The sequence below is a fragment of the Kitasatospora sp. NBC_00374 genome (assembly GCF_041434935.1).
GTDB lineage: Bacteria > Actinomycetota > Actinomycetes > Streptomycetales > Streptomycetaceae > Kitasatospora.
Genome location: NZ_CP107964.1, coordinates 1,558,423 through 1,585,116 on the forward strand (window position 1 = coordinate 1,558,423; position 26,694 = coordinate 1,585,116).

20 protein-coding genes and 1 pseudogene are annotated in these 26,694 nt (G+C 74.4%); 6 read left to right on the forward strand and 15 right to left on the reverse strand.

The genetic code is table 11. The annotated features are described in order from the left end of the window. The first annotated feature begins 250 nt into the window (after positions 1-250). Positions 251-1,072 carry a serine hydrolase gene (locus OG871_RS07070; RefSeq protein ID WP_371495091.1) on the forward strand — a complete coding sequence of 274 codons (822 nt, stop codon included), beginning with the start codon at positions 251-253 and terminating at the stop codon, positions 1,070-1,072. 55 nt (positions 1,073-1,127) lie between these two features. Next, on the forward strand, positions 1,128-1,619 hold the full coding sequence (locus OG871_RS07075; RefSeq protein ID WP_371495093.1) for a GNAT family N-acetyltransferase: 492 nt from the start codon (positions 1,128-1,130) through the stop codon (positions 1,617-1,619). A 42-nt stretch (positions 1,620-1,661) separates the two neighbouring features. Here OG871_RS07075 and OG871_RS07080 read toward each other — a convergent pair whose 3' ends face one another. Together OG871_RS07080 and OG871_RS07085 are read right to left on the reverse strand one after the other, a co-directional pair. Further along, positions 1,662-2,003: a hypothetical protein gene (locus OG871_RS07080; RefSeq protein WP_371495095.1), complete on the reverse strand. Its 342-nt coding sequence runs from the start codon at positions 2,001-2,003 to the stop codon at positions 1,662-1,664. A gap of 467 nt (positions 2,004-2,470) precedes the next feature. Next, positions 2,471-2,839: pseudogene (locus OG871_RS07085) on the reverse strand (TetR-like C-terminal domain-containing protein); the annotation flags it as partial. Positions 2,840-3,081: 242 nt separating this feature from the next. On the opposite strand from OG871_RS07085, the gene OG871_RS07090 reads away from it, so the two are divergent. Further along, positions 3,082-3,933 carry a class II glutamine amidotransferase gene (locus tag OG871_RS07090; protein ID WP_371495097.1) on the forward strand — a complete coding sequence of 284 codons (852 nt, stop codon included), beginning with the start codon at positions 3,082-3,084 and terminating at the stop codon, positions 3,931-3,933. 58 nt (positions 3,934-3,991) lie between these two features. On the opposite strand, the gene OG871_RS07095 is transcribed toward OG871_RS07090, so the two are convergent. Next, positions 3,992-4,288, reverse strand: coding sequence for a YciI family protein (locus tag OG871_RS07095; protein ID WP_371495099.1), 297 nt, complete (start codon positions 4,286-4,288; stop codon positions 3,992-3,994). Positions 4,289-4,389: 101 nt separating this feature from the next. Continuing rightward, on the reverse strand, positions 4,390-4,872 hold the full coding sequence (locus tag OG871_RS07100; protein WP_371495101.1) for a hypothetical protein: 483 nt from the start codon (positions 4,870-4,872) through the stop codon (positions 4,390-4,392). Positions 4,873-5,121: 249 nt separating this feature from the next. On the opposite strand from OG871_RS07100, the gene OG871_RS07105 reads away from it, so the two are divergent. Beyond that, a complete protein-coding gene (locus OG871_RS07105) occupies positions 5,122-5,691 on the forward strand; it encodes a dihydrofolate reductase family protein (protein WP_371495103.1) in 570 nt (189 codons plus the stop codon). Positions 5,692-5,738: 47 nt separating this feature from the next. Continuing rightward, the gene (locus OG871_RS07110; protein WP_371495105.1) at positions 5,739-6,185 is read left to right on the forward strand and encodes a PGPGW domain-containing protein; all 447 of its coding nucleotides are present in this window, start codon (positions 5,739-5,741) and stop codon (positions 6,183-6,185) included. A 12-nt stretch (positions 6,186-6,197) separates the two neighbouring features. Here the strand turns inward: OG871_RS07110 and OG871_RS07115 are convergent, their stop codons facing one another. After that, on the reverse strand, positions 6,198-6,338 hold the full coding sequence (locus OG871_RS07115; protein ID WP_371495107.1) for a hypothetical protein: 141 nt from the start codon (positions 6,336-6,338) through the stop codon (positions 6,198-6,200). 120 nt (positions 6,339-6,458) lie between these two features. Here OG871_RS07115 and OG871_RS07120 point away from each other — a divergent pair, with 120 nt between their 5' ends. Next, positions 6,459-6,665, forward strand: coding sequence for an alpha/beta fold hydrolase (locus OG871_RS07120; protein WP_371495109.1), 207 nt, complete (start codon positions 6,459-6,461; stop codon positions 6,663-6,665). Between the two features lie 86 nt (positions 6,666-6,751). On the opposite strand, the gene OG871_RS07125 is transcribed toward OG871_RS07120, so the two are convergent. The 10 genes from OG871_RS07125 to OG871_RS07170 all read right to left on the reverse strand — a co-directional run bounded on the left by OG871_RS07125 (position 6,752) and on the right by OG871_RS07170 (position 26,642). Then, positions 6,752-6,928 carry an MbtH family protein gene (locus OG871_RS07125; protein ID WP_371495111.1) on the reverse strand — a complete coding sequence of 59 codons (177 nt, stop codon included), beginning with the start codon at positions 6,926-6,928 and terminating at the stop codon, positions 6,752-6,754. Next, positions 6,925-8,112 (reverse strand): MFS transporter, encoded by a 1,188-nt coding sequence (locus tag OG871_RS07130; protein ID WP_371495113.1) that lies wholly within the window; start codon positions 8,110-8,112, stop codon positions 6,925-6,927. Before OG871_RS07130 ends, OG871_RS07125 begins: the two co-directional genes overlap by 4 nt. After that, entirely contained in the window at positions 8,109-8,933 is an 825-nt protein-coding gene (gene dpgD / locus OG871_RS07135) for an enoyl-CoA-hydratase DpgD (protein WP_371495114.1), read from the reverse strand. The genes OG871_RS07130 and dpgD overlap by 4 nt, the downstream gene beginning before the upstream one ends. Next, positions 8,930-10,276, reverse strand: coding sequence for a (3,5-dihydroxyphenyl)acetyl-CoA 1,2-dioxygenase DpgC (dpgC, locus tag OG871_RS07140; RefSeq protein ID WP_371495116.1), 1,347 nt, complete (start codon positions 10,274-10,276; stop codon positions 8,930-8,932). The genes dpgD and dpgC overlap by 4 nt, the downstream gene beginning before the upstream one ends. Beyond that, a complete protein-coding gene (gene dpgB / locus OG871_RS07145; protein WP_371495118.1) occupies positions 10,273-11,013 on the reverse strand; it encodes an enoyl-CoA-hydratase DpgB in 741 nt (246 codons plus the stop codon). Before dpgB ends, dpgC begins: the two co-directional genes overlap by 4 nt. Positions 11,014-11,018: 5 nt before the next feature. Continuing rightward, positions 11,019-12,089, reverse strand: coding sequence for a 3,5-dihydroxyphenylacetyl-CoA synthase DpgA (dpgA, locus tag OG871_RS07150; RefSeq protein WP_371495119.1), 1,071 nt, complete (start codon positions 12,087-12,089; stop codon positions 11,019-11,021). Continuing rightward, positions 12,086-13,423 carry a PLP-dependent aminotransferase family protein gene (locus OG871_RS07155; RefSeq protein ID WP_371495121.1) on the reverse strand — a complete coding sequence of 446 codons (1,338 nt, stop codon included), beginning with the start codon at positions 13,421-13,423 and terminating at the stop codon, positions 12,086-12,088. Before OG871_RS07155 ends, dpgA begins: the two co-directional genes overlap by 4 nt. Positions 13,424-13,540: 117 nt before the next feature. Beyond that, entirely contained in the window at positions 13,541-14,698 is a 1,158-nt protein-coding gene (locus tag OG871_RS07160; RefSeq protein ID WP_371495122.1) for a phosphopantetheine-binding protein, read from the reverse strand. After that, positions 14,695-22,158: an amino acid adenylation domain-containing protein gene (locus OG871_RS07165; RefSeq protein ID WP_371495124.1), complete on the reverse strand. Its 7,464-nt coding sequence runs from the start codon at positions 22,156-22,158 to the stop codon at positions 14,695-14,697. Before OG871_RS07165 ends, OG871_RS07160 begins: the two co-directional genes overlap by 4 nt. Then, the gene (locus tag OG871_RS07170; RefSeq protein WP_371495126.1) at positions 22,155-26,642 is read right to left on the reverse strand and encodes an SDR family NAD(P)-dependent oxidoreductase; all 4,488 of its coding nucleotides are present in this window, start codon (positions 26,640-26,642) and stop codon (positions 22,155-22,157) included. Before OG871_RS07170 ends, OG871_RS07165 begins: the two co-directional genes overlap by 4 nt. Positions 26,643-26,694: the final 52 nt, after the last annotated feature.

Here is a 26,694-nt window from a genome sequence, read left to right on the forward strand (position 1 = left end):
CAATAGGTATGAATCCATTCATACGTGCACGGTGCGCGACGGCCCCGGCCGCGGAGGGCGGCGCGGGACGGGGTCGGCACACCCGGAACCGCGAACCTGGGGCGTGCGGCAGTGTTCACCGGCGCGGAGTCCGCCGTTCGCGCGCCGATGGCCCGATGATGCTGCCATGCGCCGCACATGCGCCCTGCTGCCGCGCCCTGGGCGGTGGCTGACTGGGCATCTGCCACGATCAAGGAACGGGGGCGCTGCGGTGCCGAACGAGATGGCGGCCGCCCAGGACGGGCTCAGCCCCGCCTCCGCGGGCCGCAGCACGCTGTCCGTGCACGTCGGCCCGCTGGCCGGTGGCCCGGTGCGGACCCTCCGTCCCAACGCGCCGCACCTTGCGGCGAGCACGATGAAGGTCGCCGTCCTGGCCGCGCTCCACCGGAGCGGCCTGGACCTCGACGCACCCGTGCCGGTGCACAACTCGTTCGTCTCCGCCTCGTACGGCCCCCGCTTCGGTGTCTCCCGGGAGGAGGACAGCGATCCCGAGCCCTGGCAGGCGCTGGGCTCGGAGCGGACGCTCCGGTGGCTGGCCGGCCGCATGATCGTCCACTCCTCGAACCTCGCCACCAACCTGTGCCTCTCCCACGTCGGGCCGGCGGCGGTCGCGGAGGTCTGGCAGCTGGCGAGGGCGCGGCACAGCGTCACGGGCCGCGGCATCGACGATCTCCGCGCCCGGGCGGCCGGGGTGGTCAACCTGGTGACGGCCGCCGACCTGGCCCGGCTGCTGCGCCGACTCCCTCAGGAACTGCTCGACCTGCTCGCCGCGAACGCGCACCGGGTGGACCTCGCCGCCGGCCTGCCGCCCGGGACGAGGATCGCGTTCAAGAACGGGTGGCTCCCCGGCGTGCGACACAGCGGCGGAATCGTGTACCCGCCGGACGCACCGCCCTACGGCATCGTGGTCTGCTACTCCGGTCCGCTGGCCACCGGGCACGCGGTGGACGACCCGGCCGCCCGGCTGCTGGCCCGGATCTCGGCCGGGTACTGGGCCAGACGCCACGAGTTGGGCACACCGGGCGACCGCTGACCCGGGGCCGAAATCCACCGGCCGGGCGCGATCATCGGTCTGTATGCTCCCGACCATGGTGACGTTGGAGCGACTCCGAGCCGGCCACGCGGCCGCCCTGCTGGCGTTCGAGCAGGAGAACCGGGCGTACTTCGCGCGGTCCGTGACCGATCGCGGCGACGCGTACTTCGCCGACTTCGCCGACCGCCACCACGAGCTGCTCGCCGAACAGGACGCCGGACTGCACCACTTCCACCTCGTGGTCGACGACGAGGGAGTGCTGATCGGCCGGGTCAACCTGGTGGACGTCGACGAGGGCGCCGCCGAACTCGGCTACCGGATCGGCAAGCGGGCCGCCGGCCGGGGCGTCGCGACGGCCGCCGTCGGCGAGGTGTGCCGGCTCGCGGCCGCGGCCTACCGGCTCCGCTCCCTCCGGGCGGTCACCACCCGCGACAACCCGGCGTCCATGGCCGTGCTCGGACGGAACGGCTTCACCGCCGTGGAGGACATCACCCTGGTCGGACGGCCAGGTGTCCGGTACCACCGCGACCTCGGCGCCGACCACTGACGGCCGACCACTGACCACGGCCCCACCGCAGGCGACGGACCGTCACTCCGCGCCCACGTGGTCCGCTCCCCCACCGAGCGCGACGTACAGCTCCGCCCAGCGGCGGTCGATGTCCGTGGGCGGCTTGCCGTCGCAGAACGTCCTGGTGCCGTTGGCGGTGTAGAACCGCATCATCTCCAGCACCGCCGTCGGATCCGAGGACTGGCCGCCCGTGTACTCCACCCCCGGTGCACGCTTCTGGTGCTGAAGGCAGCTGGAGGACGGGCTGCCCGGCTGGGCGTCGAAACTGCCGTGCCGCCCGCCTCCGCACGCCGCCAGCAACGACACGGCCGCGAGGGCGAGACAGAGCAGGAGCGGGGCTCGGCGGGCGGCACGGATAGTCACGGTGGTCGGCCTCCGGTAGGGCGCGGGACGGGGGTTCACAGGGTGAGCGGCAGGCTGCGGACGGCCGGTCCCACCCCCACCGCCAGGATGGGCAGCGCGGCCGACAGGCCGGTGCAGGGGGCGAGTCGGCGCAGTCGGCCGACCACCGGGCCGTCCGCCGCGGCCGCCGTCCGGTCGCCCGACCGGATCAGGAGAAGGCGGGACAGGAGTTCGCGGGACCGCCACGCAGAGCCTCCGAGTGGTCCGGGTGGAAGCTTGAAGGAGAAGGTGAGGGCCACAGAGCCCGACGGGTAACCAACCCTGACGGCCACGGCGGCCGTCGACGCGCCACCACTCCGGCCCGTGGCGTGGCGTCACCCGCACGGGGCATCGGCCTCGGATGCGTGTCCCGGCCACCGCCCTCCAGGCGGTGCGGGCCCGCGCCGCGCTCCTCGCCCTCGGCCGACCGGCCCGGCGCGGACGGACCGTCAGGCGTCCTCGCCCAGGTACGCGCCGGCGCGGCCCGCGGCGACGGCGGCCAGGGCGGCGCGGTCGGCGGCGGCCTCGTCCAGCGGGTCGCCGCTGGCGAGCAGACGGTAGTAGAGGGGTGCGGAGACCGCGCGGATCACCTCGTGCGGGTCGGTGCCCTCGGGCAGTTCGCCACGCCGGACGGCCTGGGTCACGCACGGCGCCCACTCGGTGATCCGGGCCAGGTAGAAGCGGTGCAGGGCCTCGGCGGTGTCGGGGTCGCAGCCCGCGGCGGCGATCACCGCCCTGAACAGCGGTCCCTGGCGGGCGTCGGTCAGCGTCCGCTGCACCAGTCGGGCGTTGGCCCGCAGGTCCTCCAGGATCGAGCCGTCTCAACCCCCCGATCGCCGGGTGAACGGATGCCGGGCGCGGCTCACCCCGGGCCGGGAGCGCGACAATCCGCGCGCGCTCCGGCGTGGCCGCCCTGTGCTCCGGCGCGGGCCCGCAGGTGCGGCGCTCGAACGGGACGCTCGCTCGAACGGGTCCGACGGCGCACCCCGGCCTACGGTGGAGAGGAGCGGTTCGACAGATCCTGGACGCCGGGCGCCCGCTCGCGAGGACGGTGAGACGCATGTGCCGATGGCTGGCCTACTCGGGATCCTCGATCATGTTGGAGGAGCTGCTCTACAAGCCCGCCCACTCCCTGATCGACCAGAGCCTGCACGCGCGGATGGGCGTGGAGACGACCAACGGCGACGGGTTCGGCGTCGGCTGGTACCCGGAGGACCGCAGCGGCCCGGAGGGCACGGTGGAGCCCGCGGTCTTCCGCGCGACCGGCCCGGCGTGGAGCGACCGCAACCTGCACGAGCTGGCGCACTGTGTGCGCTCGCCGCTGTTCTTCGCCCACATCCGCGCCTCGACCGGCACGGCCGTGCAGCAGACCAACTGCCATCCGTTCCGGCACGGGCACTGGCTGTGGATGCACAACGGCACGATCCACGGTTTCACCCAGCTCAAGCGCGACCTGACACTCGCGGTCGATCCCTCCCTCTACCCGTCCATCGAGGGCTCCACCGACTCGGAGCTGATGTTCTACCTCGCGCTCACCCTCGGCCTGCGGGAGGACGCACCGGGCGCGGTCGAGCGCATGATCGGACTGGTCGAGGCCACCGCGGACCGCCACGGCGTACCCGACTCCGTCCAGATGACGCTCGGGATCTCCGACGGCGAGCGGCTCTGGGCGTTCCGCTACTCCACCGAACACCACTCGCGTTCACTGTTCTTCAGCGGCAGCGTGCACGCCCTGCGCGCCCTGCACCCGGAGAACGTCGCACTGCGGCGGGCGTCCGACGAGACCCGCGTGATCGTCTCCGAACCGATCGGCGACCTGCCGGACGCATGGAACGAGGTCCCCGAGTCCAGCTACGGCGTCGTGCAGGCGGGGAACGACTCGATGCACGCGCTGGTGCCCCGCCGCCCCTGATCCCGCTGCCCGCCCGGTCCCGCTGCCCGGCCGGCCGGGCTCCCCTTGGCCGGGCGGGCTACTCGGCCGGCTGCCGGTAGTGCTCCAGGGCCGCGGCGGTCTTGGTCGCGACGAACTCGGTGACCGTGTACTCGGCCACCCCGGCGACGCTGAACGGATCCGAGCGGGTGATCTCCTCGATCGCCGCGCGGTCGTCCCCGACGGCCAGGATGACCGCTCCGTCCAGGGGGACCTTCCGGCCGGAGGCGAGGAAGACGCCGGACGCGTAGTGCGCGTCCATCCAGGAGGCGTGCTCCGGCTGGGCCGCCTCGATCCGCTCGACGGGGGCGATGTAGGTCAGCTCAAGTACGAACATGATCAGCAAAATAGTGTCCGGGCAACGCCAGGAGAGGTTGCCGCGCCCGGGCGGCCGTGTGAACCCGTTCGGCGGTGGGCGGCCGGCCCGGCGCGGGGCGGTCAGTCCTGTTCCTTCGAGTAGTCCGCCCGGGCCTCCCGGCCGAGCTGTTCGAGGACGAGCAGGGCGGTCGAGACCGCGATGGCTCCGCCGATCGCTCCGTGGAGGGCCACCGCCGACCGGGACTCGCCCGGGACGTCGCTCATCGACGCGTAGGCACCGAGCACGGCGCCCACCATCACGGCGCCCGGCGAGGCCGGTCCCGCCGGCTCCCTGACGATGCTCGCGATCGCGACCGCGAGCTCACTGGCGTCGGGCCGTTTCAGGACCCGGGCGCACTGCTCCTCGACGTTGGCGTCCAGCAGGGCGAGCCGGCCCAGTTCGATCAGGTCCGGCAGGTCCTCGTGCCGGAGGCCGACGCTGGTGAGCCGCAACAGGTGGTAGCGCAGCCGTCCGGGGCTGATGTCCTCGACGGCGAAGCGCTGTCCGAAGCTGTACCGGTCGCTCACGCGGCGGGCGGCGTCCTCGGTGGCGTTCGTGGTCATGTCGGTGTTCCTCTCGCTCGATGTTCTGGCCTGCCGGGGTGGCGTCCGGCACCGGGCCGTACCGTGCGGCCGCACCCGTTGCCATTGCAGCCGCCGCCGGCCCCCCTGTCTCATCGGCTGAACCAACCGGGCGAGCGCCCTCACCGGATGTCGAGCGCCGGAGGCCGAGAACCGGCGGCGGCTTCGACCACCATGTGACAGTGCCCCCGGAGGGCGCGCCGGAGATCCGCAGAGAACGGGAGGCCCCCCATGGGCGAGCTCATCCACTTCGTGCACCAGTCCCTCGACGGTTTCATCGAGGGCCCGGACGGCGAGTTCGACTGGCCGCTGATGGGGCCGGAGCTGTCGGCGTACTCACTGGAGCTGACCGGCGGCGACAAGGTGTTCCTCTACGGCCGGGTGGTGTGGGACATGATGTCGGGCTACTGGCCGAAGGCCGAGCAGCACTCCGACCACGCGCACGACCTGGCCTTCGCCCCGGTCTGGCGGGCGGCGCCCAAGGTGGTGGTCTCCCGCACGCTGGAGAAGGCGGACTGGAACACCCGGGTGATCGGCGAGAACGTCGTCGAGGAGCTGACCGCGCTCAAGGACTCCGGCACGACGCTGCTGCTGTTCGGCGGGTCCGCACTGGCCGCCCACCTCACCGAGCACGGTGTGATCGACGAGTACCGGGTCTTCGTCCACCCCGTGCTGCTCGGCGGCGGCAAGCCGGTCTTCCGGGAGCAGCGCCACCGGACCGGTCTGCAGCTCGTCGAGTCGCGGACGTTCGACTCCCAGGTCGTCCTGCTGCGCCACCGGCGGACCGCCGCGCGGGCCTGACCGGTCGACGCCGCCGTCCCGGCCGCGGCCCGCACTATGGTGGGCGGATGGGCGAGCAACAGCAGCCGCAGGCCGAGGCGCCGGCGAAAGTGGACCACCCGGTCGCGCGGGTGGCCCTCGCCGTCGGCGGGAGCGTCCTGGTCCTGGTGGGTGTGGTCCTGCTGGTACTGCCCGGGCCCGGGCTGCTGCTGGTCCTCGCGGGCCTGATCCTGCTCTCCCGCGCGGTGCCGGCCCTGGCCCGCTACGTCGAGCCGGTGCGGTCGCGGGCGATGCAGGGCGCCGAGGCCAGTGTCGCCTCGCGGTGGCGGATCCTCGGCTCTGTGCTGGCCGGCCTCGGCCTGATCGGCGCCGGGGTGGCGTGGGGCCTGCTCCCGCAGCTGCCGTTCTCCGGCTGGAGCACCGGCTCCAGCCTGATCCTCTCCGGCATCGTCCTGCTGGCTCTGCTCGCCTGGAGTCACCGCCGGGTGCACGGCGCGGCGAACGCCGGAGGCTGAAGGCCCCGCCCGCTACGAGCAGTCGGAGCGGTAGGCGTACGGCCGGTCCGGGCAGTGGGTGCAGGTGAGCCGGACGGCGTCCCTGCGGTGGGCCGCGACCTCGGGGAACAGCGCCTCCACGTCGACCGGGCGCGGCGGGGTGGTACGGGGCATCGGGGTGCTCCTGAGCGGGACGGGCGCGGCACGTGCTGCGGCGAACGGCAGGGTACCGGTCGCGGCCGACGGTGCCGGCGCCCTCCCCGCGGACTAGCCCCGCACTTCGCACTTGGGGTTTTGAGGTTCCCGCCAGCGGGGGCGGGTTTCGTCGATGCCGAGGAGTTCGAGCAGGTGTGCTTCGACTCCTCGGCCGTACTCGACCGCTACGCCGCCGCGGGCGGGCGGGTGCGCGAGGTCGCGATCGAAGGAGCAGGGCACAGCGTGCAGTTGGAGCGGCCGAAGGAGTTCCTGACGGCACTGGTGGAGACGCTGGACGGGGCCTGACAGCAAGGCGGCCTGGCGATGGCACCCGCGGTCACCACCGGTGGCCCCGGTTGTCCGTCGCCAGGCGACCGCCCCGGGGTGGCCCCTCAGGCGGGCGCGGGACGCTGCGAGCCGAGGAATGCGAGGCATTCCTCCCGGGAGGACGCGGGCAGGACGGTCGTCCAGCCGGCGGGCGGCTCCAGGCCTGCGGGCCAGAACGAGTGGTGGATCCGGTTGGTGAGGACGAGGTAGGAGGCGGTCGGGTCCTCGAACGGGTTGGTCATGGCGTGTTCCTTGCGGTGAGTGGGGTGAACAGCGAGCAGGCGGCCGCCGCCAGGCAGACGGTGCCGACGGTCCGGGCGACGGCGGGCACGCCGTAGGCACTGGTCATGCCGGTGAGGATGACGGCTCCCACCGGAGCCAGCACGGACTGGATGGTCCAGAACGCCGACGTCACCCGGCCCAGCACGGCCGGCGGGGTGACGGTCTGCCGGAACGTCTTGGAGCACGTGTTGGCCAGCGTCGTGCCGAAGGAGAACAGGGTCGCGGCCACGACGGCATGGCCGAGCGTGTGCCGGAACGACAGGCTCAGCGCCGCGGTGCCGCACACCGCGTAGGCGCCGACCCAGCAGACGCCGAAGCTCAGGCGCGATCGCAGGAACGGGGCCGCGACGGCCGCGGCCACCGCGCCGAGCGCCGCGCCGCCGACGACGTACCCCACGGCGGCGTCTCCCCGTCCGAGGTCGTGCCGGACGTGGTAGACGAAGACGTCGGTGAGGCCGAGCGTGCAGAAGCTGATCACGGACGCCACCGCGGTGAGGGCGCGCAGGGCGGGCTGGCGCCAGAGGAAGGCGATGCCTGCGAGGCCGCCGGTGCGGTCAGACGCCGGGGGTCTCCCGTCGAGGCCCAGGAACAGCAGGGTCGTTGCGGACAGCGCGAACATGGCCGCGTTCACTCCCACGGACGCCACCGGGCCCGCGATTGCGGACAGTGCCCCGCTGGCCACCGGTCCGACGACGAAGGCGACCGCGTACGTGGCGTCCAACTTCGCGTTGGCCGCGGTGAGTTCCCCGGGCGGGACGACGCCGGCCACGACGCTGACGTAGCAGACCTGCGAGACCATCGCCAGGGCCGATCCGACGAGCATCGCCCCGTACAGGACTTCGAGGCGGTGGTCGAACAGGACCACCCCGAACACCGCCGCGCGTGCCGTGTCGCAGCCCGTCAGGATGCGCCGGTGGTCGTACCGGTCCACCACCTGGCCGGCGAACACCCCGGCCGTGATCGTGCCGACGCTGCCGACGGCCGTCAGCCATCCCATCTGGGCGACCGAACCGGTCGCCCGCAGCACGAGGATCGGCATCGCGACGAAGGTGAACGCACTCCCGGTCGTCGAGACCGCCTGCGCCAGCCAGAGCAGCGCGAAGTTCCGGCGCGCGGGCGGCGCCGTCGTGGCTGCGGTGGTCACCGGCCCCGCCAGTTCGGCGGCCGCCGTTCGGCGAAGGCACGCGGGCCCTCCCGCGCGTCCTCGCTGGACATGCGGCGCTCCTCCCACACGTAGCGGGTGGCGAAGGCCTGTTCGAGGGGAAGGTCGAGGGAGCGCAGGACGGACTCCTTGATCGCGCGGACGGACAGCGGTGCGCTGCGCAGCAGGTCGTCGACCCACCCCGCGACACACGCGTCGAGGTGCTCCGGTGGGACGACCTCGTTGACGAGACCGAGTTCCCCGGCCCGGGCGGCGGTGAGCTCCCGGCCGGTGAGGAGGTGGCCCAGGGCGGTCTTCAGCGGGATCTGGCGGGCGAGGCGGAAGGCCCCGCCGGCCCCCGGGACGAGGCCGAGGCGCGCTTCGGGGAGCGCGAAGACGGAGCGGTCGGAGGCGATGACGAGGTCGCAGGCGAGGGCGAGTTCGAAGCCTCCGCCGAGGGCGTAGCCGTCGACTCGGGCGACGACGGGCTTGGCCAGGGTGAAGCGTTCGGTGAGCCGGGGCCAGCCGGGAAGTCCGCGGCTGCCGAAGGTGGTGGGGCGGGTGCCCTCGCCGTCGAGCCGGGCACGTTCCCTGAGGTCCTGGCCGACCGAGAAGGCGCGGTCGCCCGCGCCGGTGAGGACGGCCACCCACACGTCCTCGTCGGCTTCGATGTCGTCCCAGACGTCGGCGAGTTCGCGGTGCATCCGCAGGTCCATGGCGTTGAGGACGGCAGGGCGGTCCAGCGTCACGTACGCGACCCGGTCCCGCTTCTCGTAGCGGACGCGCGGTTCCTCGGTCCCGCCCGCGGCGGAGGTGTCGCTCACGCGTCCGCCCGGATGCCGGCCGAGAAGCGGCCCGCCTTGGTGATGACGTCCTCGCTGTAGAGCCTCAGCGCCTGCTGGAGCGCGAACTCGGCGGCGTAGGCCCGGAACGCCTCGGGCGACTCCTCCGCGAGGTGGAGCATGCGGCGGTTGGTGACGACGGCCGGGCCGTCCAGGCGTTCGGCGCTGAGCTCGACGGCCCCGTCCATGTCCGCGGGGTCGACCACCTCGTCGACGAAGAGCCTGGCGTGGAGTTCCGGGGCCCAGATCTTCCGCCCCCACAGCAGGAGTTGGCGGTTGAGTCGGCCACCGGCCATCCGCCCCAGACGCAGGTTGGCGGCGCCGGGGACGATCCCCTCCTGGGCGGCGGGGAGGCTGAGGAAGGAGTCGGCGGCGGCGATGACCCGGTCGAAGACGAGGAGCAGCTGGCAGCCACCGCCGATGGCGAAGGTGTCGACGGCCGCGACCCAGGGCTTCTCCACGGTCCGGCGGCGCCAGGAGTGCTCGTCGGTGAGGAGACCCCGGACGATCTTGTTGATGTAGCCGAGTTCGCGCCGGAGGAGGAAGTCGATGAGGGAGATCTGCCCGGCGTGCAGGCTCTTGAGGTTGATGCCGGCGCTGAACACCCGGCGGTCCCGGTAGCGCGGGTGGGTCATCAGGCCTCCGCGCAGCACGCCGACGCGGACCGCCGGGTCGAGCAGGACGAGGTCGACGGCGGTCTCCATGTCCTCGACCTGCTGGTCGTCCTCGGCGTTGAGGCAGTCGTCGCGGGTCATCGTGAGGTGGGCGACGCCGTCGCGGCGTTCGAGCAGGACGGAGTGGAGTTCGACGCGTCCGGTGCGCTGGAAGTCTGGCAGCAGGGCCAGGGCGCGGCCGGTCGGGAGGAGCATCGATTCGAGGAGGTGGCGGCCGGCCTCGGGGGATCCCAGCAGGCGTCCGACGAAGATGCCCTGATCGATCTCGTGGCCCTCCTTCCCGGACTGGACACGGGCGCGGTCGGCCGAGAGCTGGTCGGCCGTGGGCAGCAGACCGGGGAAGGCCGCCGGGCCGACGGCGACGAGGTCCGCGATCCGCGGCCGCGCGCGCCGGCCGTCGGTCAGCGTGTCGTAGACCGCCTCGGTGTGCACGGCGAGGAAGCGGCTGCGCAGGCCGCGGGCGGCGTCCTTGGCGGTCGCGGCCTGCTCCTGCTGCAGCGGGGAGCGGTCGGCGGGGTCGGGAAGACTCAGCAGCAGCTCGTCCACGCGCCCGGCGACCTCGGCCAACCGGGCGGATCCGGAGGCGAGTTCGGTGACCGCGGAGTCGGCGGCGAGGGTGCCGATCCGGTCGAGTGCGTTGGTCGGGGTCATGCCTCGACCGCCTCTCCGGCGGCCCGGCGCAGCACGCGGTCGCAGGCGGCGAGGTGCCGGCCGAGGGACTCCTCGAACGGTGTGGTGGCGGCGTCGAGCATCAGCCGGCGGCGGATCGCCAGCTCGATGCCGGCCGGGCCGCCGAGCAGGGCCGCCGTCTCCGGAAGCGCCTCGGCGGGGTCGCCGTCGGTGACGGCGTCGACGAGGTGCAGGGCGAGTGCCCGCTCCGCGGTGACGGGCGCACCCAGGAGGACGGCGCGCCGGCTTCCGGCGACGCCGACCTGGTTGACCAGCCGGTACAGGGCCATGCCGGGCCACATGCCGTCGCCGCCGGCCGGGGGGAACAGGCGCAGGTCGTGGCGGGCGAGGCGGTGGTCGGTGGCGAGGAGGAGTTCGAAGGCGGCGCCGCCGCAGTCGCCCTCGGCGAGCGCGACGGTGGCGACGGGCAGCCGCTCCAGCCGGCGCAGCGCGCGCTCCCACCGGTTGACCAGCTGGATGCCCTGGCCGGCGGCGGTCCAGGGGCCCTGCGGGGCGCCGCTGAGGCGCAGGAGGACGTAGGCGCCCGGGAGCGCGTCCTCGGCGCGGTCGCAGAGGTCGTTGACCTCGGCCACGAGTTCGGGCGTGACGGGCCGTGCGCCGTCGACGCTCAGGTCCAGGGCGACGGGCTCGTCGAGGCCGGCGGGGGCGGTGAGGGTGATCACGTGGGTCTCCAGTGTTCCGTCGTGGGGCGTCGTCATGGGTGTCACCACCGCACCAGCGCGGTCTCGATGGTCGATCCGGGGCCCATGGTCATCAGGACGCCGTACTCGCCGGGGCGGGCGACGCCCTCGGCGAGGAGGCGCTGGTAGGAGAAGAGGAAGGATCCGCTAGACAGGTTGCCGTGGTCCCGTAGGACTCCGGTGGTGTGGCGGACGTCGTGGGCGGTCAGGCCCAGGTTGACCATGACCGAGTCGATGACCTTCTTGCCTCCGGAGTGCACCAGCCAGTGCGCGACGTCGCTGCGGCGCAGTCCGGTGCCGGCGAGCAGCCGGTCGATGACGGACTCGGCGTTGGCACCGACCACGTACGGCACCTCGGGGTCGAGGTAGAAGCTGAAGCGGCCCTGGTCGTCGTCCCAGTCGTAGCGCATCGCGTCGACGGCGTCGGTGATGATGTGGCTGGCGAACTTCAGCAGCTGCGGGGCTGCGGGTGCGTCCGCCTCCCGGGGCCCTTCCGGCCCGGCCGTCACCGCGATGGCGGCGGCGCCGTCGCCGAACAGGCTGTTGACGACCGAGGTCCGCATGGTGCCGTCGAAGACGTAGGCCGCCGAGCAGGCCTCGGTGCAGACCATGACGGCGAGCCTGCCGGGGTTGGCCCGGGCCCAGCCTGCCACGGCGTTCAGGGCGTTGAGCCCTGCGTTGCAGCCCATGCCGGTGACGTCGAGGCGGCTGCACGCGGGATCGAGGCCGAGTTCGCGGATGAGGTGGGCGCTCAGGCCGGGGGTCAGGAACCCGGTGGTGCTGACGGCGCACAGGTAGCCGATGTCGGCGAGGCCGGCTCCGGTGCCGCCGAGGCAGGACTCGATGGCGCGGGCGCCCATCTCGACGGCCTGCCGCTTGTGCTTGGCCAGCAGTTCGCCCTGTTCCTCCAGCCGGAAGGCGCCGTCGTCGCCGCGCGGTGGCAGGGTGAGGTGCCGGCGCTCGATGGCGCTGTTAAGAAAGACGGAGCGGATCCGCGGGTCCTCGATGCCGAAGAGTTCGAGGAGTTCGGCCTGTGTGTAGGAGGTGGGGGGCGAGGCCGTCCCGACCGCCGTGATCCGGGCGGCGGCGGTCATCGCCCGCCCCGTTCCCCGGCGGCCGCGGCCCGGACGAACGCGGCGAGCCGGTCCAGGCCCTCGGTGATCTCCTCGGGCGTCAGGTGGCTGACCGAGAGCCGGATCTCGCGGCGCGGGCGGCCGTCGCCGTAGAAGTGGTGCATCGGCGTCCAGAGCACGCCGTACCGCAGCGCCGACTCCTCCAGCAGGTCGTCCCCGGCCACGAACGGCAGGGTGAGGACGACGAAGAAGCCGCCGCGCGGCACGTTCCAGGTCACCTCGGGCCCGTCGCCCTGCGCGAAGCGGTCGGCGAGGCCCTGCAGGACCATCCGCAGGTTGTCCCGGTAGACGCGGATCTCCCGGGCGTTGGCGGCACGGAGGCTGAAGTCGTGTTCGAGCAGCTTGCCGCCGATCACCGCCTGGGCGATCGGAGAGGTGTTGACCGTCAGCATGCTCTTGATCTTCGCGAGCTGGTCGGCCAGCAGCCCGCGCCCGCCGCCGGGTTCGACGACCCACTGGTCGGCGACGACGTAGCCGACCCGGGCGCCGGGCAGTCCGGTCTTGGCGAACGAGCCGAGGTGGACGACGCGCCGGGACCGGTCGAGCGCCTTGAGGGTGGGCAGCGGGGCGGAGCCGTCGCCGAACAGGCCGTACGGGTTGTCCTCCAGGATGAGGAAGTCGTGCTCCTCGGCGGCGCGCAGCAGCCGTTCCCGGCTGTCCAGGTCGAGGCTGACGCCGGTCGGGTTGGCGAAGTCCGCGACGACGTAGCAGCCGCGCGGGCGCAGGCCGTCGGACTCGGCACGGGCGACGACCGCCGCCAGGTGGTCGAAGTCGATGCCCGTCTCGGTGGCGCGGACGGGCAGGACGCGCATGTCGGCGAGCTCGGCGGCGCCGGTGAGCCCGACGTAGGTGGGGACGACGGCGAGCAGGACGTCCCGCTCGTCGCGGCGCAGGGCGCGCAGGGCGAGGTAGAGGGCTTCCTGGCAGCCGACGGTGACGACGATCGACTCCGGGTCTGCGGTGATGCCCTCGTCGACGCTCAGGTGGCGGGCGACCATGTCGTGGATGATGCCTTTGGTGCGCCCGTACTGGAGCATGGTCCGGCGTACGAGTACCTCGTCGTGGCCGAACCGCTCGCTCAGGTGGGCCCGGTAGGTGTCGATGTACCGGGAGACCGCCTCGACCTCGAGGAAGCCCTCGTAGGGGCGGCCGGCGGCGAGGGAGACCGCGTCCGGGTAGCGGTGGGCCACCTCGTTGAGGAAGTTCATCGAGTCGCTGATCGGCGAGCTCAGCGAGCCGTGCAGCTCGGCGAGCCGGAGCTCGGTGAGCGCTCCGGCGGGAGCGGTCGGCGTCATGACCGCCTCCGGGTCTCGGTGGGACGCATGACTGGGGACCTCCGTGGTCGTGGGTCGGTCGGGGCGCCCGCCCCGACCGGCGGTGGCCGGGGAGGGCGGTGGGGCGGGGCGGGCGGCCTAGCTCGCGGCGGCCTTGGGGCGGGCCGGCTTGGCGGTCTCGATCCGCCGGGCCAGCTCGGTGACGGTGGGCGCCTCGAAGACGGTCTGGGTCTCCATCTCGACGCCGAACTCCACCCGGATCCGGTTGGTCAGCCGGATGGCCAGCAGGGAGTGCCCGCCGAGCTCGAAGAAGCTTTCGTCGAGGCGGACTTCGGGCACCCCGAGCACCTCGGCGAACAGCCTGGACAGCTGCTCCTGGCCGCGGCTGCGCGGCCGCATGTCGGCCAGCCCCCCGTCCCGGTCGGGCGCGGGCAGGGCGGGACGGTCGAGGATGCCGTCCCTCGTCATCGGCAGGGCGTCCAGGACGACGAGGGCCGAGGGCACCATGTACGGCGGCAGGTTCTCGACCAGGTAGGCCTGCACCTGCTCCGGCTCCAGGGCCTCGTCGGGCTCGGGGACGACGTAGCCGACCAGGCGCCGCTTGCCGGGCTGGTCCTCGCGGACTCCGATCGCGGCGTGCCGGACGCCGGGAGCGGCGGTCAGGGTGGCCGCGACCTCGCAGGGCGCGAGTTGGTAGCCATCGATCTTGATCTTGCTGCGCCAGCGGCTCGGCGGGATCGGGGCCCGCACAGGCTTTCCGATGTCGAGGCTCTGGGCGAGGCCGGCGACGGTGGGCGTCCCGGCGAGCATTTCCGCGTCGACGCTCCGGCCGAGTTCGGCCGAGATCCGGCCGAACAGCCGGGCGGCCGCGGCCTCGTCGCCGCCCAGGTCGAAGAAGTTGTCGTCGATGCCCGGCTCGTCGGCCGCCAGAACCTCCGCGAAGAGTGCGCAGAGACGCTCCTCGCCCTCCGTCCGCGGGCGCCGGCTGCCCGCCACCGGGCCGTACGCGGGCTCGGGGAGCCTCGAACGGCACAGCTTCCCGTTGCCGGTCAGGGGAAAGGACGCCAGCGGGACCACGGCCGACGGCACGTAGCGGTCGGGCAGGCGGTCGCCCACGAAGGCGCGCAGCGCGACCGGGTCGAGCTCGACGCCCGGCTGGGGCACGACGTAGGCGACCAGTCGCTGCCCGCCGCGGCTGTCGTCCCGCAGGACGGCCGCGGCGAGTTTCACTCCGGGCGCCCGGACCAGCATTGCCTCAACCAAGGGGGTGTCGACGCGAAGTCCTCGGATCTTCACTTGGTGGTTCCTCCAGTCGTCTCGCGGCGCCGGGTGCGCCCGTCGAATGCGGTTCGGATGCGTGCGAACACGCCGGTCTGCTCGGCCGGTTCGGCCGACTCGTGATGCTGCGGCGGGGCGGCGGCGGCCGGGGGCCGAGCCGGCTTGCGCGTGAAGTCCGGCGCCGGCAGCGCGGCCCGGTCCACCTTTCCGTTCGCGGTCAACGGCAGCGCCGCGACCGGGACCAGTGCCGAGGGCACCATGTAGTCCGGCAGCCGTTCGGCGAGCCGCGCGGTCAGCGCGGCGGTGTCCAGCACGACGCCCTCCCGCGCGACCAGGTAGCCGACCAGGCGCTTGTCCCCCGGCCGGTCCTCGCGGGCGAGGACCGCGGCCTGCCGCACGCCCGGGGCCTCGACCAGTGCGGCCTCGACCTCGCCGGTCTCGATCCGGAATCCCCGGATCTTCACCTGATCGTCCGTGCGGCCGACGAACTGCAGCTCGCCCTCGCGGGTCCGGCGCACCACGTCGCCGGTGCGGTACATCCGCCCGCCCGGTTCGCCGTACGGGTCGGCGACGAAGCGCTCGGCGGTGAGGGCGGGCTGCCCCCGGTACCCCCGGGCGGTGCCGGCGCCGGCCAGGTACAGCTCGCCGGTGCGGCCGGGGAGCACCGGCCGCAGGTCGCGGTCCAGGACGCGGGCGCGGGTGCCGCCCATCGGGCGGCCGAGCGGCACCGCCGCGCCGAGCACGTCCCCGGCGCGCCACCCCTGCTGGGTGACGCAGAGGGTCATCTCGGTCGGGCCGTACGTGGTGCGGACGATGATGCCGGGGCAGGCGTCCAGGACCAGCCGGACGGCGTTCGCGGAGATGACGTCCCCGCCGGTGGTGACCTCCGCGAGGCCGGCGAACGCCTCGGGCGCGTCCTCGGCGATCACCCGGAAGAGGCCTGCCGTCAGGCTCACCCGGGTGAGCCCGCGTTCGCGGACCAGGTGCTGCAGCCGCTGCGCGTCCAGGCCGCCCGGCGGGGCGACGACCACCCGTCCGCCGGCCAGCAGCGGCGCCCAGATCTCGTAGGTGGATCCGTCGAAGGCGGGCGGCGCCTGGAACAGCACCCGGTCGGCGGCGGTGACCTCCCAGGACGGGTCGAGCGCGAGGTCCACCACGCCTTGGTGGGTGATCTCGATGCCCTTCGGCTCCCCGGTCGAGCCCGAGGTGTACATCACGTACGCGAGGTCCTCGGGCCGGACCCGCGGCCAGGCGGGCGGTTCACCCCCGGTGGTCACCACGGCGGCCTCGGCCACCAGCACCGAGCGTCCGGACCCGGCCTGCTCCCGGACGAGTTCGTGCTCGCGCAGGGCCTCGCTCACCAGGAGCACGGGGGACGTCTCGGCGGCGAGCGTCCGGCGGAGCCGGGCCGACGGGTGGGCGGTGTGCAGCGGAAGGTAGCTCCCGCCCGCCCGCAGGACCGCCAGGAAGGCCACCAGGATCTCGGCGGAGCGCTCCATCAGGATCGGCACCGCCGTCTGCGGCGCCACTCCGGCCGCGATCAGCTCCGCTGCCAACCTATCAGCAGATGAGCTGAGTTGACGATACGTCAGTTCACGGCCGCCGTCGTCGACGGCGACTGCCTCCGGGGTGGCCGCCACCTGCCGGTCGAAGGCCTCCAGCAGCGTGCACGGCGCCTGCGCCGGGCCCGTGGCGTCGAACTCCGCCAACGCGCGCGCCTCGTCGGCCGAGAGCAGGTCGTACGCGCCGATCCTGGTCTCCGGGGCGAGCGCCGCGGCCCGCAGCAACCGGACGAACCGGTCGCCGACCTCCTGCGCCGTCCCCCGGTCGAACAGGTCCACCGAGTACCGCAGCAACAGGGCGAGTTCGCTCTCCCCGCCCGACCCGACCGGCTGCTCGTCGATGCGCAGCCCGAGGTCGAATCGGGACACCTCGGACTCGGCCGGCGCCGGGGTGCAGTGCAGCCCCGGCAGGCCGAGCAGGCCGTCCGTGGCCCCCGCCCAGGAGATCATCACCTGGAACAGCGGGTGGCGGCCGAGCGAGCGGGTGGGCTGGAGATCCTCCACCAGGCGGTCGAAGGGCAGGTCCTGGTGCTCGTAGGCGGCCAGGTCCGCGTCCCGGACCCTGGCGAGCAGGTCGCCGAAGGTCGGATCGCCGGTGGTGTCGGTACGCAGCACGAGGGTGTTGATGAAGCACCCGACGAGTCCGTCCAGCGCCTCCTCGCTGCGGCCCGCCACCACCGTGCCGAGCGGGATGTCGCCGCCCGCGCCGAAACGGGCGAGGACGGCGGCCAGCGCGGCCTGGGCGACCATGAACACCGTGGCGTGGTACCGGTTCGCCACCTCCCGCAGACTGCGGTGGGCCGCCGCGTCGAGGCGGAGGTGGACGGCGTCGCCGCGGTTGGTCGGGCGGACCGGGCGCGGCCGGTCGTAGGGCAGTGCGAGCTCGTCCGGCAGGTCGGCCAGGGTGTCGCGCCAGTAGCCGAGTTGGCGGTTCGCCTCGCCGTCCCGGTCGCGGTCGTCGCCGAGCAGCTCCGCCTGCCAGAGCGTGTAGTCCGCGTACTGGACGGGCAGCGGCTGCCAGTCGGGCTGCCGGCCCTCGCGCCGGGCGGCGTAGGCGAGCGAGAGGTCCTGGTAGAACGGGCGGATCGAGAAGCCGTCGGTGGCGATGTGGTGCAGCACCACCAGCAGGGTGTACTCCGCGGGGCCCGTCTCCACGACCAGGACGCGGATCGGCAGGTCGGCCTCCAGGTCGAAGGCGCGGGTGGCCTCCTCGGCGACGAGGGCGTCCGCCTCGTGCGGCTCGCACGAGGCGGTGCGCACCGGGACGACGGCCTCCGCCGCCGGGACGATCCACTGGTACGGCTCACCGCCCTGCTGCCGGTAGACCGTGCGCAGGGTCTCGTGCCGCGCCGTCACGTCCTGGACGGCGGCGGCAAGCGCCGCGTGGTCCAGGACGCCGTCGATCCGGGTGACCATCGGGTCGTTCCAGGTGCCGCTCGGACCGGACAGCTGGTCGAGCACCCAGAGCCGCCGCTGTCCGGAGGACAGGGGAAGGAACGCGGGCCGGTCGGCGACCGCGAGCACGGCCGGGCGGCGGCGGCCGGCGGCGGCACCGAGGCGTTCGGCGAGCCCGGCGACCGTCGGGTCCTCGAAGAGCATCCGCACCTCGGCGCCTGCGTCCACGGTGGCGCGGATCCGGTTGACCAGGCGGATCGCCAGCAGCGAGTGGCCGCCGAGCTGGAAGAAGTCGTCGTCGATGCCCAGCCGCTCGACCCCGAGGGCCTCGGCGAACAGGTCGTGCAGGATCTCCTCGCGCACCGTCCGCGGCGCGCGCCCGCCCGGGGTGCCGGCGGCGGCCGGCGCGGGCAGTGCGGCCCGGTCGAGCTTGCCGTTGGCGGTCACCGGCAGCGCGTCCAGGACGACGAAGACGGACGGCACCATGTAGCCGGGCAGCCGTTCGGCGAGGTGGGCCCGGACGGCGGCCGGGTCCAACGTCGCGCCCTCGTCGGCGATCAGGTACCCGACCAGGCGCAGCCCGCCCGGCCCGTCCGACCTGGCCGCGACCACGGCGTGCTGGACGCCGGGCACCCCCGCGAGGGCCGTCTCGACCTCCCCGGTCTCGATCCGGAAGCCCCGGATCTTGACCTGCTGGTCGTTGCGGGAGAGGTACTCCAGCCGACCGTCGGGGCGGACCCGGACGAGGTCGCCGGTGCGGTAGAGCCGGGCGTCCGGGTCGGCCGCGTCAGGATCGGGCCGGAAGCGCTCCGCGGTGAGTTCGGCACGGCCGAGGTAGCCGGCCGTGACCCCGGCACCGCCCAGGTACAGCTCGCCGGGCACGCCGACCGGGGTGCGGCGGCCGTGCTCGTCCAGCACGCGGGCCGTGGTGCCGGCGATCGGGCGGCCGATGGTGACGGGGGCCGCCGGGTCCACCCGGTCGAAGGTCGACCAGACCGTGGTCTCGGTGGGACCGTACATGTTGAGCAGGTCCGCGCCGGTGTGTCCGGCGAGCTGCCGGGCGAGGTCGGCGTCGAGCCTCTCGCCGCCGAGCAGGAGGGTGCGCAGGCCGCCGAGCGCGGCGGTGTCGGCCTCGTCGAGCAGGGCCCGGGCCCGCGACGGGGTGCACTGCAGGTGGGTGACGCCGTACTGCCGGATCAGGCCGGTCAGCGCGGCGTCGGCCGCGGCCGGTGCGCCGACCGCCGGACGGGCCTGCGCCGCCGCGCGGCGCAGGGCGTCGAGCCTGGGCAGGGCCGCCAGGGTGGCTTCGGCGGGCACACCGAAGTCGACCAGGCAGGCGATCTCGTCCACACCGATCGAGCCGAGCCGCTGGACGAGCGGCAGGCAGTCCTCGGCGGTGCCGATCAGCGAGCCGCCCCGCAGGTAGCGCGCGCAGGCGTGGTCGAGCAGGGCCTCCTCGTCCTCCGTGCTGAAGTCGGCGGCCCGGATGTCCAGTCCGAGGCCCTTGGCCAGGTTGGCGATCAGCCCGAGCGAGGAGCGCAGGTAGTCGCGGAACGGCTGCCGGGCCTGGGCGCGGACCTCGTCGGCGTCGGCGCCGACGAAGGTGTGGACCATGACAGTGACGTGGGGCTCGCCGGGGTGGCCGGCCTCCTGCCAGGCGGTCCGGTAGTCGGCGATCCGTTCGGCGAGTTCGTCGACGCTCTGGCCGAGCAGGTGGGTCAGCAGCCGGGCGCCGATCTCGCCGGCGCGGCGGCAGGTGTCGGCGCTGCCGGAGGAGGTGAGCCAGAACGGCAGTTCGGGCTGGACGGGGCTGGGCAGTACGCCGGTCTCGACGGTCCGTCCACCGGGGGCCTCGAAGGCCAGCTTCTCGCCGCGCCACAGGCGCCGCACCCGGTCGATCGCGTCGACGGTGAGCCGGTGGCGGTCCTCGTAGGCGTCCTTGGCGAGCAGGAAGTCGTCGACGTGCCAGCCGGAGGCGAAGGACAGGCCGACCCGCCCGTCGGACAGGTTGTCGACCACCGACCACTCCTCGGCGACCCGCGCCACGTGGTGCAGCGGCAGGACGACGCTGCCGGCCCGGATCCCCACCCGGCGGGTGACCTGGGCGACGGCGGCGGCGAGCACCGAGGGCGCCGGGTAGGAGCCGCCGAAGTCGTGGAAGTGCCGTTCGGGCAGCCAGACGCCGTCGAATCCGTGCTCGTCGGCGAACCGGGCGCCGTCCATCAGCAGCCGGTAGCGGTCCGGGCCGGGGGTGCTGTCGGCCGGGTCGCTGGCGAAGTAGAACAGGCTGAACCCGGGGGTGGCGGTGCCGTCCGGGCCGGTCGGCGCGCCGGCGTCGGGGCTGAGCACCACCCGGTGGCCCCGGCTCAGCGTCCACAGCAGCTCCAGGACGGAGATGTCGAAGGAGACGCTGGTGACGGCGAGCCAGGTCACCGGCTCGGCCCCGGTGTCCACGACGCGGTCCATCGCGGCCAGGAAGGCGGTGAGGTTGCGGCGGCGTACCACCACGCCCTTGGGCTGCCCGGTCGAGCCGGAGGTGTGGATGACGTACGCGGCGGCTTCGGGGGCGTCGTCGGCCGCCGGATCCGGGGCCCCGGCTCCGAGCGGCAACCGGTCGAGGTCGAGCACCGGCGCCCCGCCCGGGACGGCGGCGCGGGCGCTGCCGTCGGTGACCACGACTGCGGGCCGGGCGTCCTCGATGACGTACGCGAGTCGGGCGGCCGGGTAGTCGGGGTCGAGCGGCAGGTAGGCGGCGCCGGCGCGCAGCACGGCGAGCATGGCGGCGGGGAGGTCGCTGCCGCGGCGCAGGCACAGCCCCACCCGGTCGCCGGGGCGGACCCCGGCTTCGGCCAGGCCATGCTGGATCTCCCGCACCCTGAGGTCGAGCCGGTGGTACGTCAGCTCCTGCCCGCCGGCCACGAGTGCGGTGTCCTGCGGCCGCTCGGCCACCACCCGGGCGAACGAGGCGATGACGTCCTGGGCGCCGGCGGGCAGTTCGCCGCCGTCGGCGGAGGCGTCGAGCAGCGCCCGTTCCACCGGGGTGAGTTCGAGCAGCTCGGAGAGCCGCAGCCGCGGGTCGGCCGTGCCCCGGCGCAGGACCCGGACCAGGGTCTCGGTGAGGGTGGCGACCGTCGCCTCGTCGAAGAGGTCCCGGCTGTACTCGCAGAGGCCGGCGGTGGTCTCGCCGTCGAGCGCGAGGTCCAGGTCGAGGTCCGTGCGGCAGAGCCCGTAGTCCAGTTCGACCGGCTCGACGATGACGCCGGGCAGCGAGAAGCTCGGGGCGGGGACGTTCCGGTAGCCGAACTGGGCCTGGTAGACCGGCGAGTGGCTGAGATCGCGGTCCGGCTGGAGCTCGCGGACGATCCGCTCGAACGGGACCTGGGCGTCGGCGAAGGCGTCCAGGGCGTCGGTGCGGACCCTGGCCAGCAGCTCGTCGAAGGCCGGGTCGCCGGAGAGGTCCGTGCGCAGCACCAGGCTGTTGACGAACATGCCGACGGCGCTCTCCAGTTCGGGCCGGTCCCGGCCGGCGGTCGGAACGCCGACGACGATGTCCTGCTGCCCGGAGTGGCGCATCAGCACGGCGTTCCAGGCGGCCAGGATCACCATGAACGGGGTCGCCTTGGCGGCCTTGGCCAGCGTCTCGACGGACGCGGTGGTGGCCGCGTCCAGGGTGAACCGGACCCGGCCGCCGCGGAAGGACGGCACCGCCGGGCGGGGCCGGTCGGTGGCGAGGTCGAGCAGGAGCGGCGCTCCGGCCAGCCGGTCGCGCAGCCGGGCGAGCGGGGCGGCCAGACGCTCCTCGGTCGCCTCACGGCTGCGCCACACGGCCCAGTCCCCGTACTGGACCGCCGGGGGCTGCTGCCGTGCGCCGCCCTCGACCTGCGCCCGGTAGGCGGCGCACAGGTCGCCTACCAGGACGGACCGCGACCAGGCGTCCCCGGCCATGTGGTGGTTGACCACGACGAGCAGGGCCGATCCCGGCGTCGACCGGATCAACAGGGCCCGGAACAACGGCCCCCGCGCGAGGTCGAACGGCCGGGCCGCCTCCTCCCTGGCCAGGTCGTCCTCGGCTCCGGCCGGGGCGCCGGCCGGCAGGTCGACGGTCCGCAGCACGGTGGCCGGTGCTTCCGACACCCGCTGGACGAGGGTGCCGTCCAGGTTCTCCACGACGCTGCGCAGGGCCTCGTGGCGGACGACCAGCGAGGTCAGCGCGGTGTCCAGGGCGGCGGCGTCGAGCGGGCCGGTGAGCCGCAGGGCCACCGCCTCGTTGTGGACGGCGAGCCCGGGGCTGAGCTGCTCCAGGAACCAGAGCCGCTCCTGGCCCGCCGACAGCGGTGCCGGGACGCCTCGGTCGCGGGGTCCGATCGCCCGGTCGGGCGTGGCCGAGGCCTGGTGGGCGGACGCGGCGTCGCCGCGGATCCTGGCATTGAAGCGGGCGCGCTGCTCGGGGCTCAGCCGGGCCAGCCGGTCGGCCCGGCCCGGGGTGCCGCCCTCGGCGGGCGGCTGCGGTTCGGTACTCACTGGCGCTCCAGTTCGGCGAGGATGCTGTCCTCGATCTCGATCGCGAGGTCGGCGACCCGGCCGCCTTCGAAGAACAGTCGGGCGGGGATGTCGACCTCGAACTCTGCGCGCAGCCGCGCGCCGACCCTGGCAGCCAGCAGCGAGTGACCGCCCAGCTCCAGGAACTCGTCGTGGACGCCGACCCGGTCGAAGCCGAGGAGTTCGGCGTAGATCGCGGCCAGCCGCTCCTCGGTCTCGGTACGCGGCGCGGCGTACGGGGTGGCCAGGTCGGGCCGGGGCAGTGCGACGGCGGGGCCGGTGACCGCGGCGACGGCGGACAGCCGCAACCCGCCGGTCCCGTCGGCGGCGCCGGCCCGGGCGACGACGGCGCGGCCCGCCGGGCCGTCCAGCACGGCGGCGAAGGCGCGGGCGCCCTGGTCCGGAGTGATCGCCCCGTCGAGCATGGCGGACCGCACACCCGCGAGGTCCGACGGCAGTTCGGTGCGGACGGCCATGCCGACCTGGGCCCAGGTGTCCCAGTCGACCGCGACGACGTGGCGGCCGCCGCGGGCTCCCTCCGCCTCGGCGACGGCGGCGAGGTAGGCGTTGGCGGCGGTGTAGTCGGCCTGCCCGTAGGTGGGCACCAGCGCGGCCACCGAGGAGCAGAGCACCAGGACGTCGGCCTCGTCGGGGCGCAGCGCGGCGAGCAGGTTCCGGGTGCCCGTCGTCTTGGGGGCGAGGACGGCGCGCATCTCCTCGTCGGTCCGCAGCTCGATCGATCCGCCGCCGGGCAGGCCGGCGGCGTGCACGACACCGTCGATGCGGCCGAACCGCTCGCGGGCCGCGTCCAGCGCCCGCTCCAGCGCGGCTCGGTCGGTGACGTCGGCCTGCAGGGTCAGGACCTCGGCGCCGGCGCCGGTCAGCGCGGCGAGCGCCTCGGCCGCCGGGCCGTCCACCGGGGCCGGGCCGCGGCCGATCAGGACCAGCCGGGCGGAGCAGGCACGAGCGATGTGCCCGGCCAGGACCAGCCCGATTCCGCCGAGGCCACCGGTGATCACGTAGGTGCCGCCGTGCCGCAGTCGGCCGGAGCCGGCCGGGACGGGGCGCTCGACGTGCTCGACGACCCGGGTGAACAGGCCGTTCCCGCCCAGGCTCCGCTCCCGGAGCGCCAGGAGCCTGGCCGGCGCCGTGAGCAGGGCGCGCACGGTGTCCTGGGCGAATTCGGCGGTGCTGTCCCGGGCGAGGTCGACCTGGGTGCAGACGAGGTTCGGGTACTCCTCCGGGAGGACCTGCACCAGGCCGCTCAACAGTGCGGCGGCCGGCTCGACCGGCTCCCCGTCGGCGGTGCGGAACGCCCCGGCGGTGAGCACGCCGAGCCGCACCTCGTTCACCACGCGCTCGGCGGTCATCGCCCGGGCCACCCGGACCAGGCGCAGGTGGGCCTCGTCCTCGTGCCCGTCCGCCGCGTCCAGCCCCCACGCGTACAGGGCGGCGGTGGGTGTGCGCACGAGCGCGCGCAGGTCGGCGAAGAGCCGGTTGTACTGGGCCTGGTCGGCGGGGTCGAGCTCGTAGACGCCCCGGCGGACGCGGCGGTACTCGGGGCCGGGCCGGACGACCGTGACGATCTGTCCGCGGGCGGTGAGCAGGTCGACGACGGGTTGCGCCCGCGCCTCCCGGTCGAGGAACACGAGCCAGCTGTGGCGGCGCTCGGACAGCGGGTCGGTGGCGGTCTCGTCGTCGACGGGCCGCCAGCCGATCCGGCCGTGCACGGCGTCGACCGGGCGCGCGGCGGCGGGCGCCGGACGACCGGCCGGGTACGGCTCGATCCAGTGCGGCTGCCGCTCGAAGGGGTAGCCGGGCAGGTCGGCCGGACGGGCGTCGGCGAGCGGCTCCCAGCGGACGGTGGCGCCGTGCGCCCAGAGGTCGCCGAGCGAGAGGACGGCGTGCCGGGCGTCGTCGTGCTCGGCGCGCCGGCCGCGCGAGGGCAGCGGCGGGTGGGCGACGGTGACCGCCGTGTCGCGGCCGGACGCGGACCGCACCAGGTCGGTCAGCACACTGCCCGGACCGGCCTCGACGAGCACGGGCGGGCGGTCGGCGGCGAGCAGCAGTCGGACGCCGTCGTGGAAGCGCACCGGTGCGAGCATCTGCGCCGCCCAGTAGGCCGGGTCGACGGCCTGCTCGTCCGTCACCCAGGTGCCGGTCAGGTTGGAGACGAACGGGACCTGCGGCGCGCGCAGCGTGACCTTGGCCAGCTCGGCGGCGAACGCCTCGGCGGCCGGGCGGCACAGCTCGCTGTGGAACGCGCGGTCCACCGGGAGGCGCAAGGGGTGCAGCCCGCGCCCGCGCAGCTCGGCCTCGGCGGCCTCGACGGCCTCGACCGGGCCCGCGAGCACGGCGGCCTCGGGACCGTTGACGGCGGCCGTGGACAGGCCGTGCGCGGCGGCCAGGGCGGCGGCGTCGGGCTCGGCGAGCGGCACGGCGAGCATCGCGCCGGGCTCGGTCTGCTCCATCAGCCGGCCTCGGACGGCCACCAGGGCGAGCGCGTCGGCGAGGTCGAACACCCCGGCGAGCAGGGCCGCGGTCAGCTCGCCCAGGCTGTGCCCGAGCAGCGCGGTCGGGCGCACGCCCCAGTGCTCCCACTGCTTCGCCAGCGCGTAGCCGACGGCGAGCACGGCGGGCTGGGTGACCGAGGAGCGCCGCAGCTCCGCCTCGTCCGCCTCGCGCAGCACCTCGACCAGGTCCCGGCCGAGGTGGGGGCGCAGGAGCTCCGCGGCCTCGTCCAGGGCCGCGCGGAACACCGGGTGCGCCTCGTACAAGCCGAGGGCCATGCGCGGGTACTGGGCGCCCTGACCGGGCAGCAGGAAAGCGACGGGTGTGTCACCGCGTTCGCCCCGGGCCTGGACGGTGTCGCGGCGGTGCGCGGCCCGGAGGGCGGCCACCGCGGCGGCGGTGCCGTCGGCGACAACGACGCGGCGGTGGGCGAGCCTGCGGCGGCCGTCCCGCAGCGTGCGGGCGACGTCGGCGAGCGGCCGGTCGGGGTGGGCGGCCAGGTCGTCGGCGAGGCGCTCGGCGACCCGGTCGAGCGCGCCGGCGGTCTGCGCGGAGATCGGCAGGGCGACCGGCAGGGCCGGCACCGCGGCGGGTTCCCGCCCGGCTGCCCGGGGTGCCTGCTCCAGGACGAGGTGCGCGTTGGTGCCACCGATGCCGAAGGCGCTCACGGCGGCGCGCCGCGGCCCCTGCCCGGCGGGCCACTCGCGTGGGGCGTCCGGAAGGTAGAACGGGCTCTCGGCGAGACCGAGTTCGGGGTTGGCGGGGGTAGCGTGCAGGGTGGCCGGGATGCGCGCGTGCTTGAGTACCTGAATGGTCTTGATCAGGCCGGTGACACCGGCCGCCGCGTCCAGGTGGCCGAGGTTGGACTTCACGGAGCCGAGCGCGCACCAACCGGTTCCGGTGTCGGCCCCGGCGTCCCGGTAGGCGGCGGTGAGCGCGGCGACCTCGACCGGGTCGCCCACCGCGGTGCCGGTGCCGTGCGCCTCCACGTAGCCGATGCTGCGCGGGTCGACGTCCGAGACCGACAGCGCCTCGCGGATCACGTCGCGCTGGCCGGTGAACCCGGGCGCGGTGTAACCGACCTTCGCGGCGCCGTCGTTGTTGACCGCCGAGCCGAGGATCACGGCGTGGATCCGGTCCCCGTCGGCGAGCGCGTCGGCCAGCCGCTTGAGCACCACGACACCGGCGCCGTTGCTGAACACCGTCCCGTTGGCCTCGGCGCCGAAGGGCCGGCAGTGCCCGTCCGCGGACTCGATACCGCCGGGCACGGGCAGGTAGCCCGAGCGGTTCGGGACGGTCACGGTGACCCCGCCCGCGAGCGCCAGATCGCACTCCTGGGAGAGCAGCGACTGCGCGGCCAGGTGCACCGAGACCAGGGAGGTGGAGCAGGCGGTCTGGACGCTCACCGCGGGGCCGCGCAGGTCGAACTTGTACGCCACCCGGGTGGCCAGCCCGTCCGGGGTGTTGCCGTGCAGGATCATCGGCATCCCGACCGAGGCCGCCAGGTCGGTGCGCGGCACCAGGTTGTGGATCAGGTACGTGCTGAGCATCGAGCCCGCGTAGACGCCGATCGGGCCGGTCGCCCGCTCCGGGTCGCAGCCGGCGTCCTCCAGCGCCTCCCAGACGCACTCCAGGAAGATCCGCTGCTGCGGGTCGATGACCGAGGCCTCCAGCGCGCCGTAGCCGAACAGCGGCGAGTCGAAGCCCGCCGGGTCGTCCAGCACGCCTTTGGCCGGGACGTATCCCGGCCGGGCGGCCTCGGCGTCCGGCACGCCGTCGGCGCGCAGTTCGTCGGGGGTGAAGCGGCGCACCGTCTCGGCGCCCGCGGCGAGCAGCTCCCACAGACCGTCGGCGGAGTCGGCGCCGGGGAAGCGGCCGGACATGCCGACGATGGCCACGCGGCCGTCGTAGGCCGGGTCGTTCGGCTCCTCCGGAGCCGGCTGGTGTTCGTTCAAGGTCTTCTCCGTCCAAAGATGGTGGGCGCGCCGCGAACGGGCGTGGGAGCAG

Excerpts from the sequence above, each read along its gene's own strand:
- OG871_RS07075 (WP_371495093.1), top strand. The coding sequence starts at position 1,128 with ATGGTGACGTTGGAGCGACTCCGAGCCGGCCACGCGGCCGCCCTGCTG.
- OG871_RS07090 (WP_371495097.1), top strand. The coding sequence starts at position 3,082 with ATGTGCCGATGGCTGGCCTACTCGGGATCCTCGATCATGTTGGAGGAG.
- OG871_RS07095 (WP_371495099.1), bottom strand. The coding sequence starts at position 4,288 with ATGTTCGTACTTGAGCTGACCTACATCGCCCCCGTCGAGCGGATCGAG.
- OG871_RS07100 (WP_371495101.1), bottom strand. The coding sequence starts at position 4,872 with ATGACCACGAACGCCACCGAGGACGCCGCCCGCCGCGTGAGCGACCGG.
- OG871_RS07105 (WP_371495103.1), top strand. The coding sequence starts at position 5,122 with ATGGGCGAGCTCATCCACTTCGTGCACCAGTCCCTCGACGGTTTCATC.
- OG871_RS07110 (WP_371495105.1), top strand. The coding sequence starts at position 5,739 with ATGGGCGAGCAACAGCAGCCGCAGGCCGAGGCGCCGGCGAAAGTGGAC.
- OG871_RS07115 (WP_371495107.1), bottom strand. The coding sequence starts at position 6,338 with ATGCCCCGTACCACCCCGCCGCGCCCGGTCGACGTGGAGGCGCTGTTC.
- OG871_RS07125 (WP_371495111.1), bottom strand. The coding sequence starts at position 6,928 with ATGACCAACCCGTTCGAGGACCCGACCGCCTCCTACCTCGTCCTCACC.
- dpgC (WP_371495116.1), bottom strand. The coding sequence starts at position 10,276 with ATGACCCCGACCAACGCACTCGACCGGATCGGCACCCTCGCCGCCGAC.
- dpgB (WP_371495118.1), bottom strand. The coding sequence starts at position 11,013 with ATGACGACGCCCCACGACGGAACACTGGAGACCCACGTGATCACCCTC.
- dpgA (WP_371495119.1), bottom strand. The coding sequence starts at position 12,089 with ATGACCGCCGCCGCCCGGATCACGGCGGTCGGGACGGCCTCGCCCCCC.
- OG871_RS07155 (WP_371495121.1), bottom strand. The coding sequence starts at position 13,423 with ATGACGCCGACCGCTCCCGCCGGAGCGCTCACCGAGCTCCGGCTCGCC.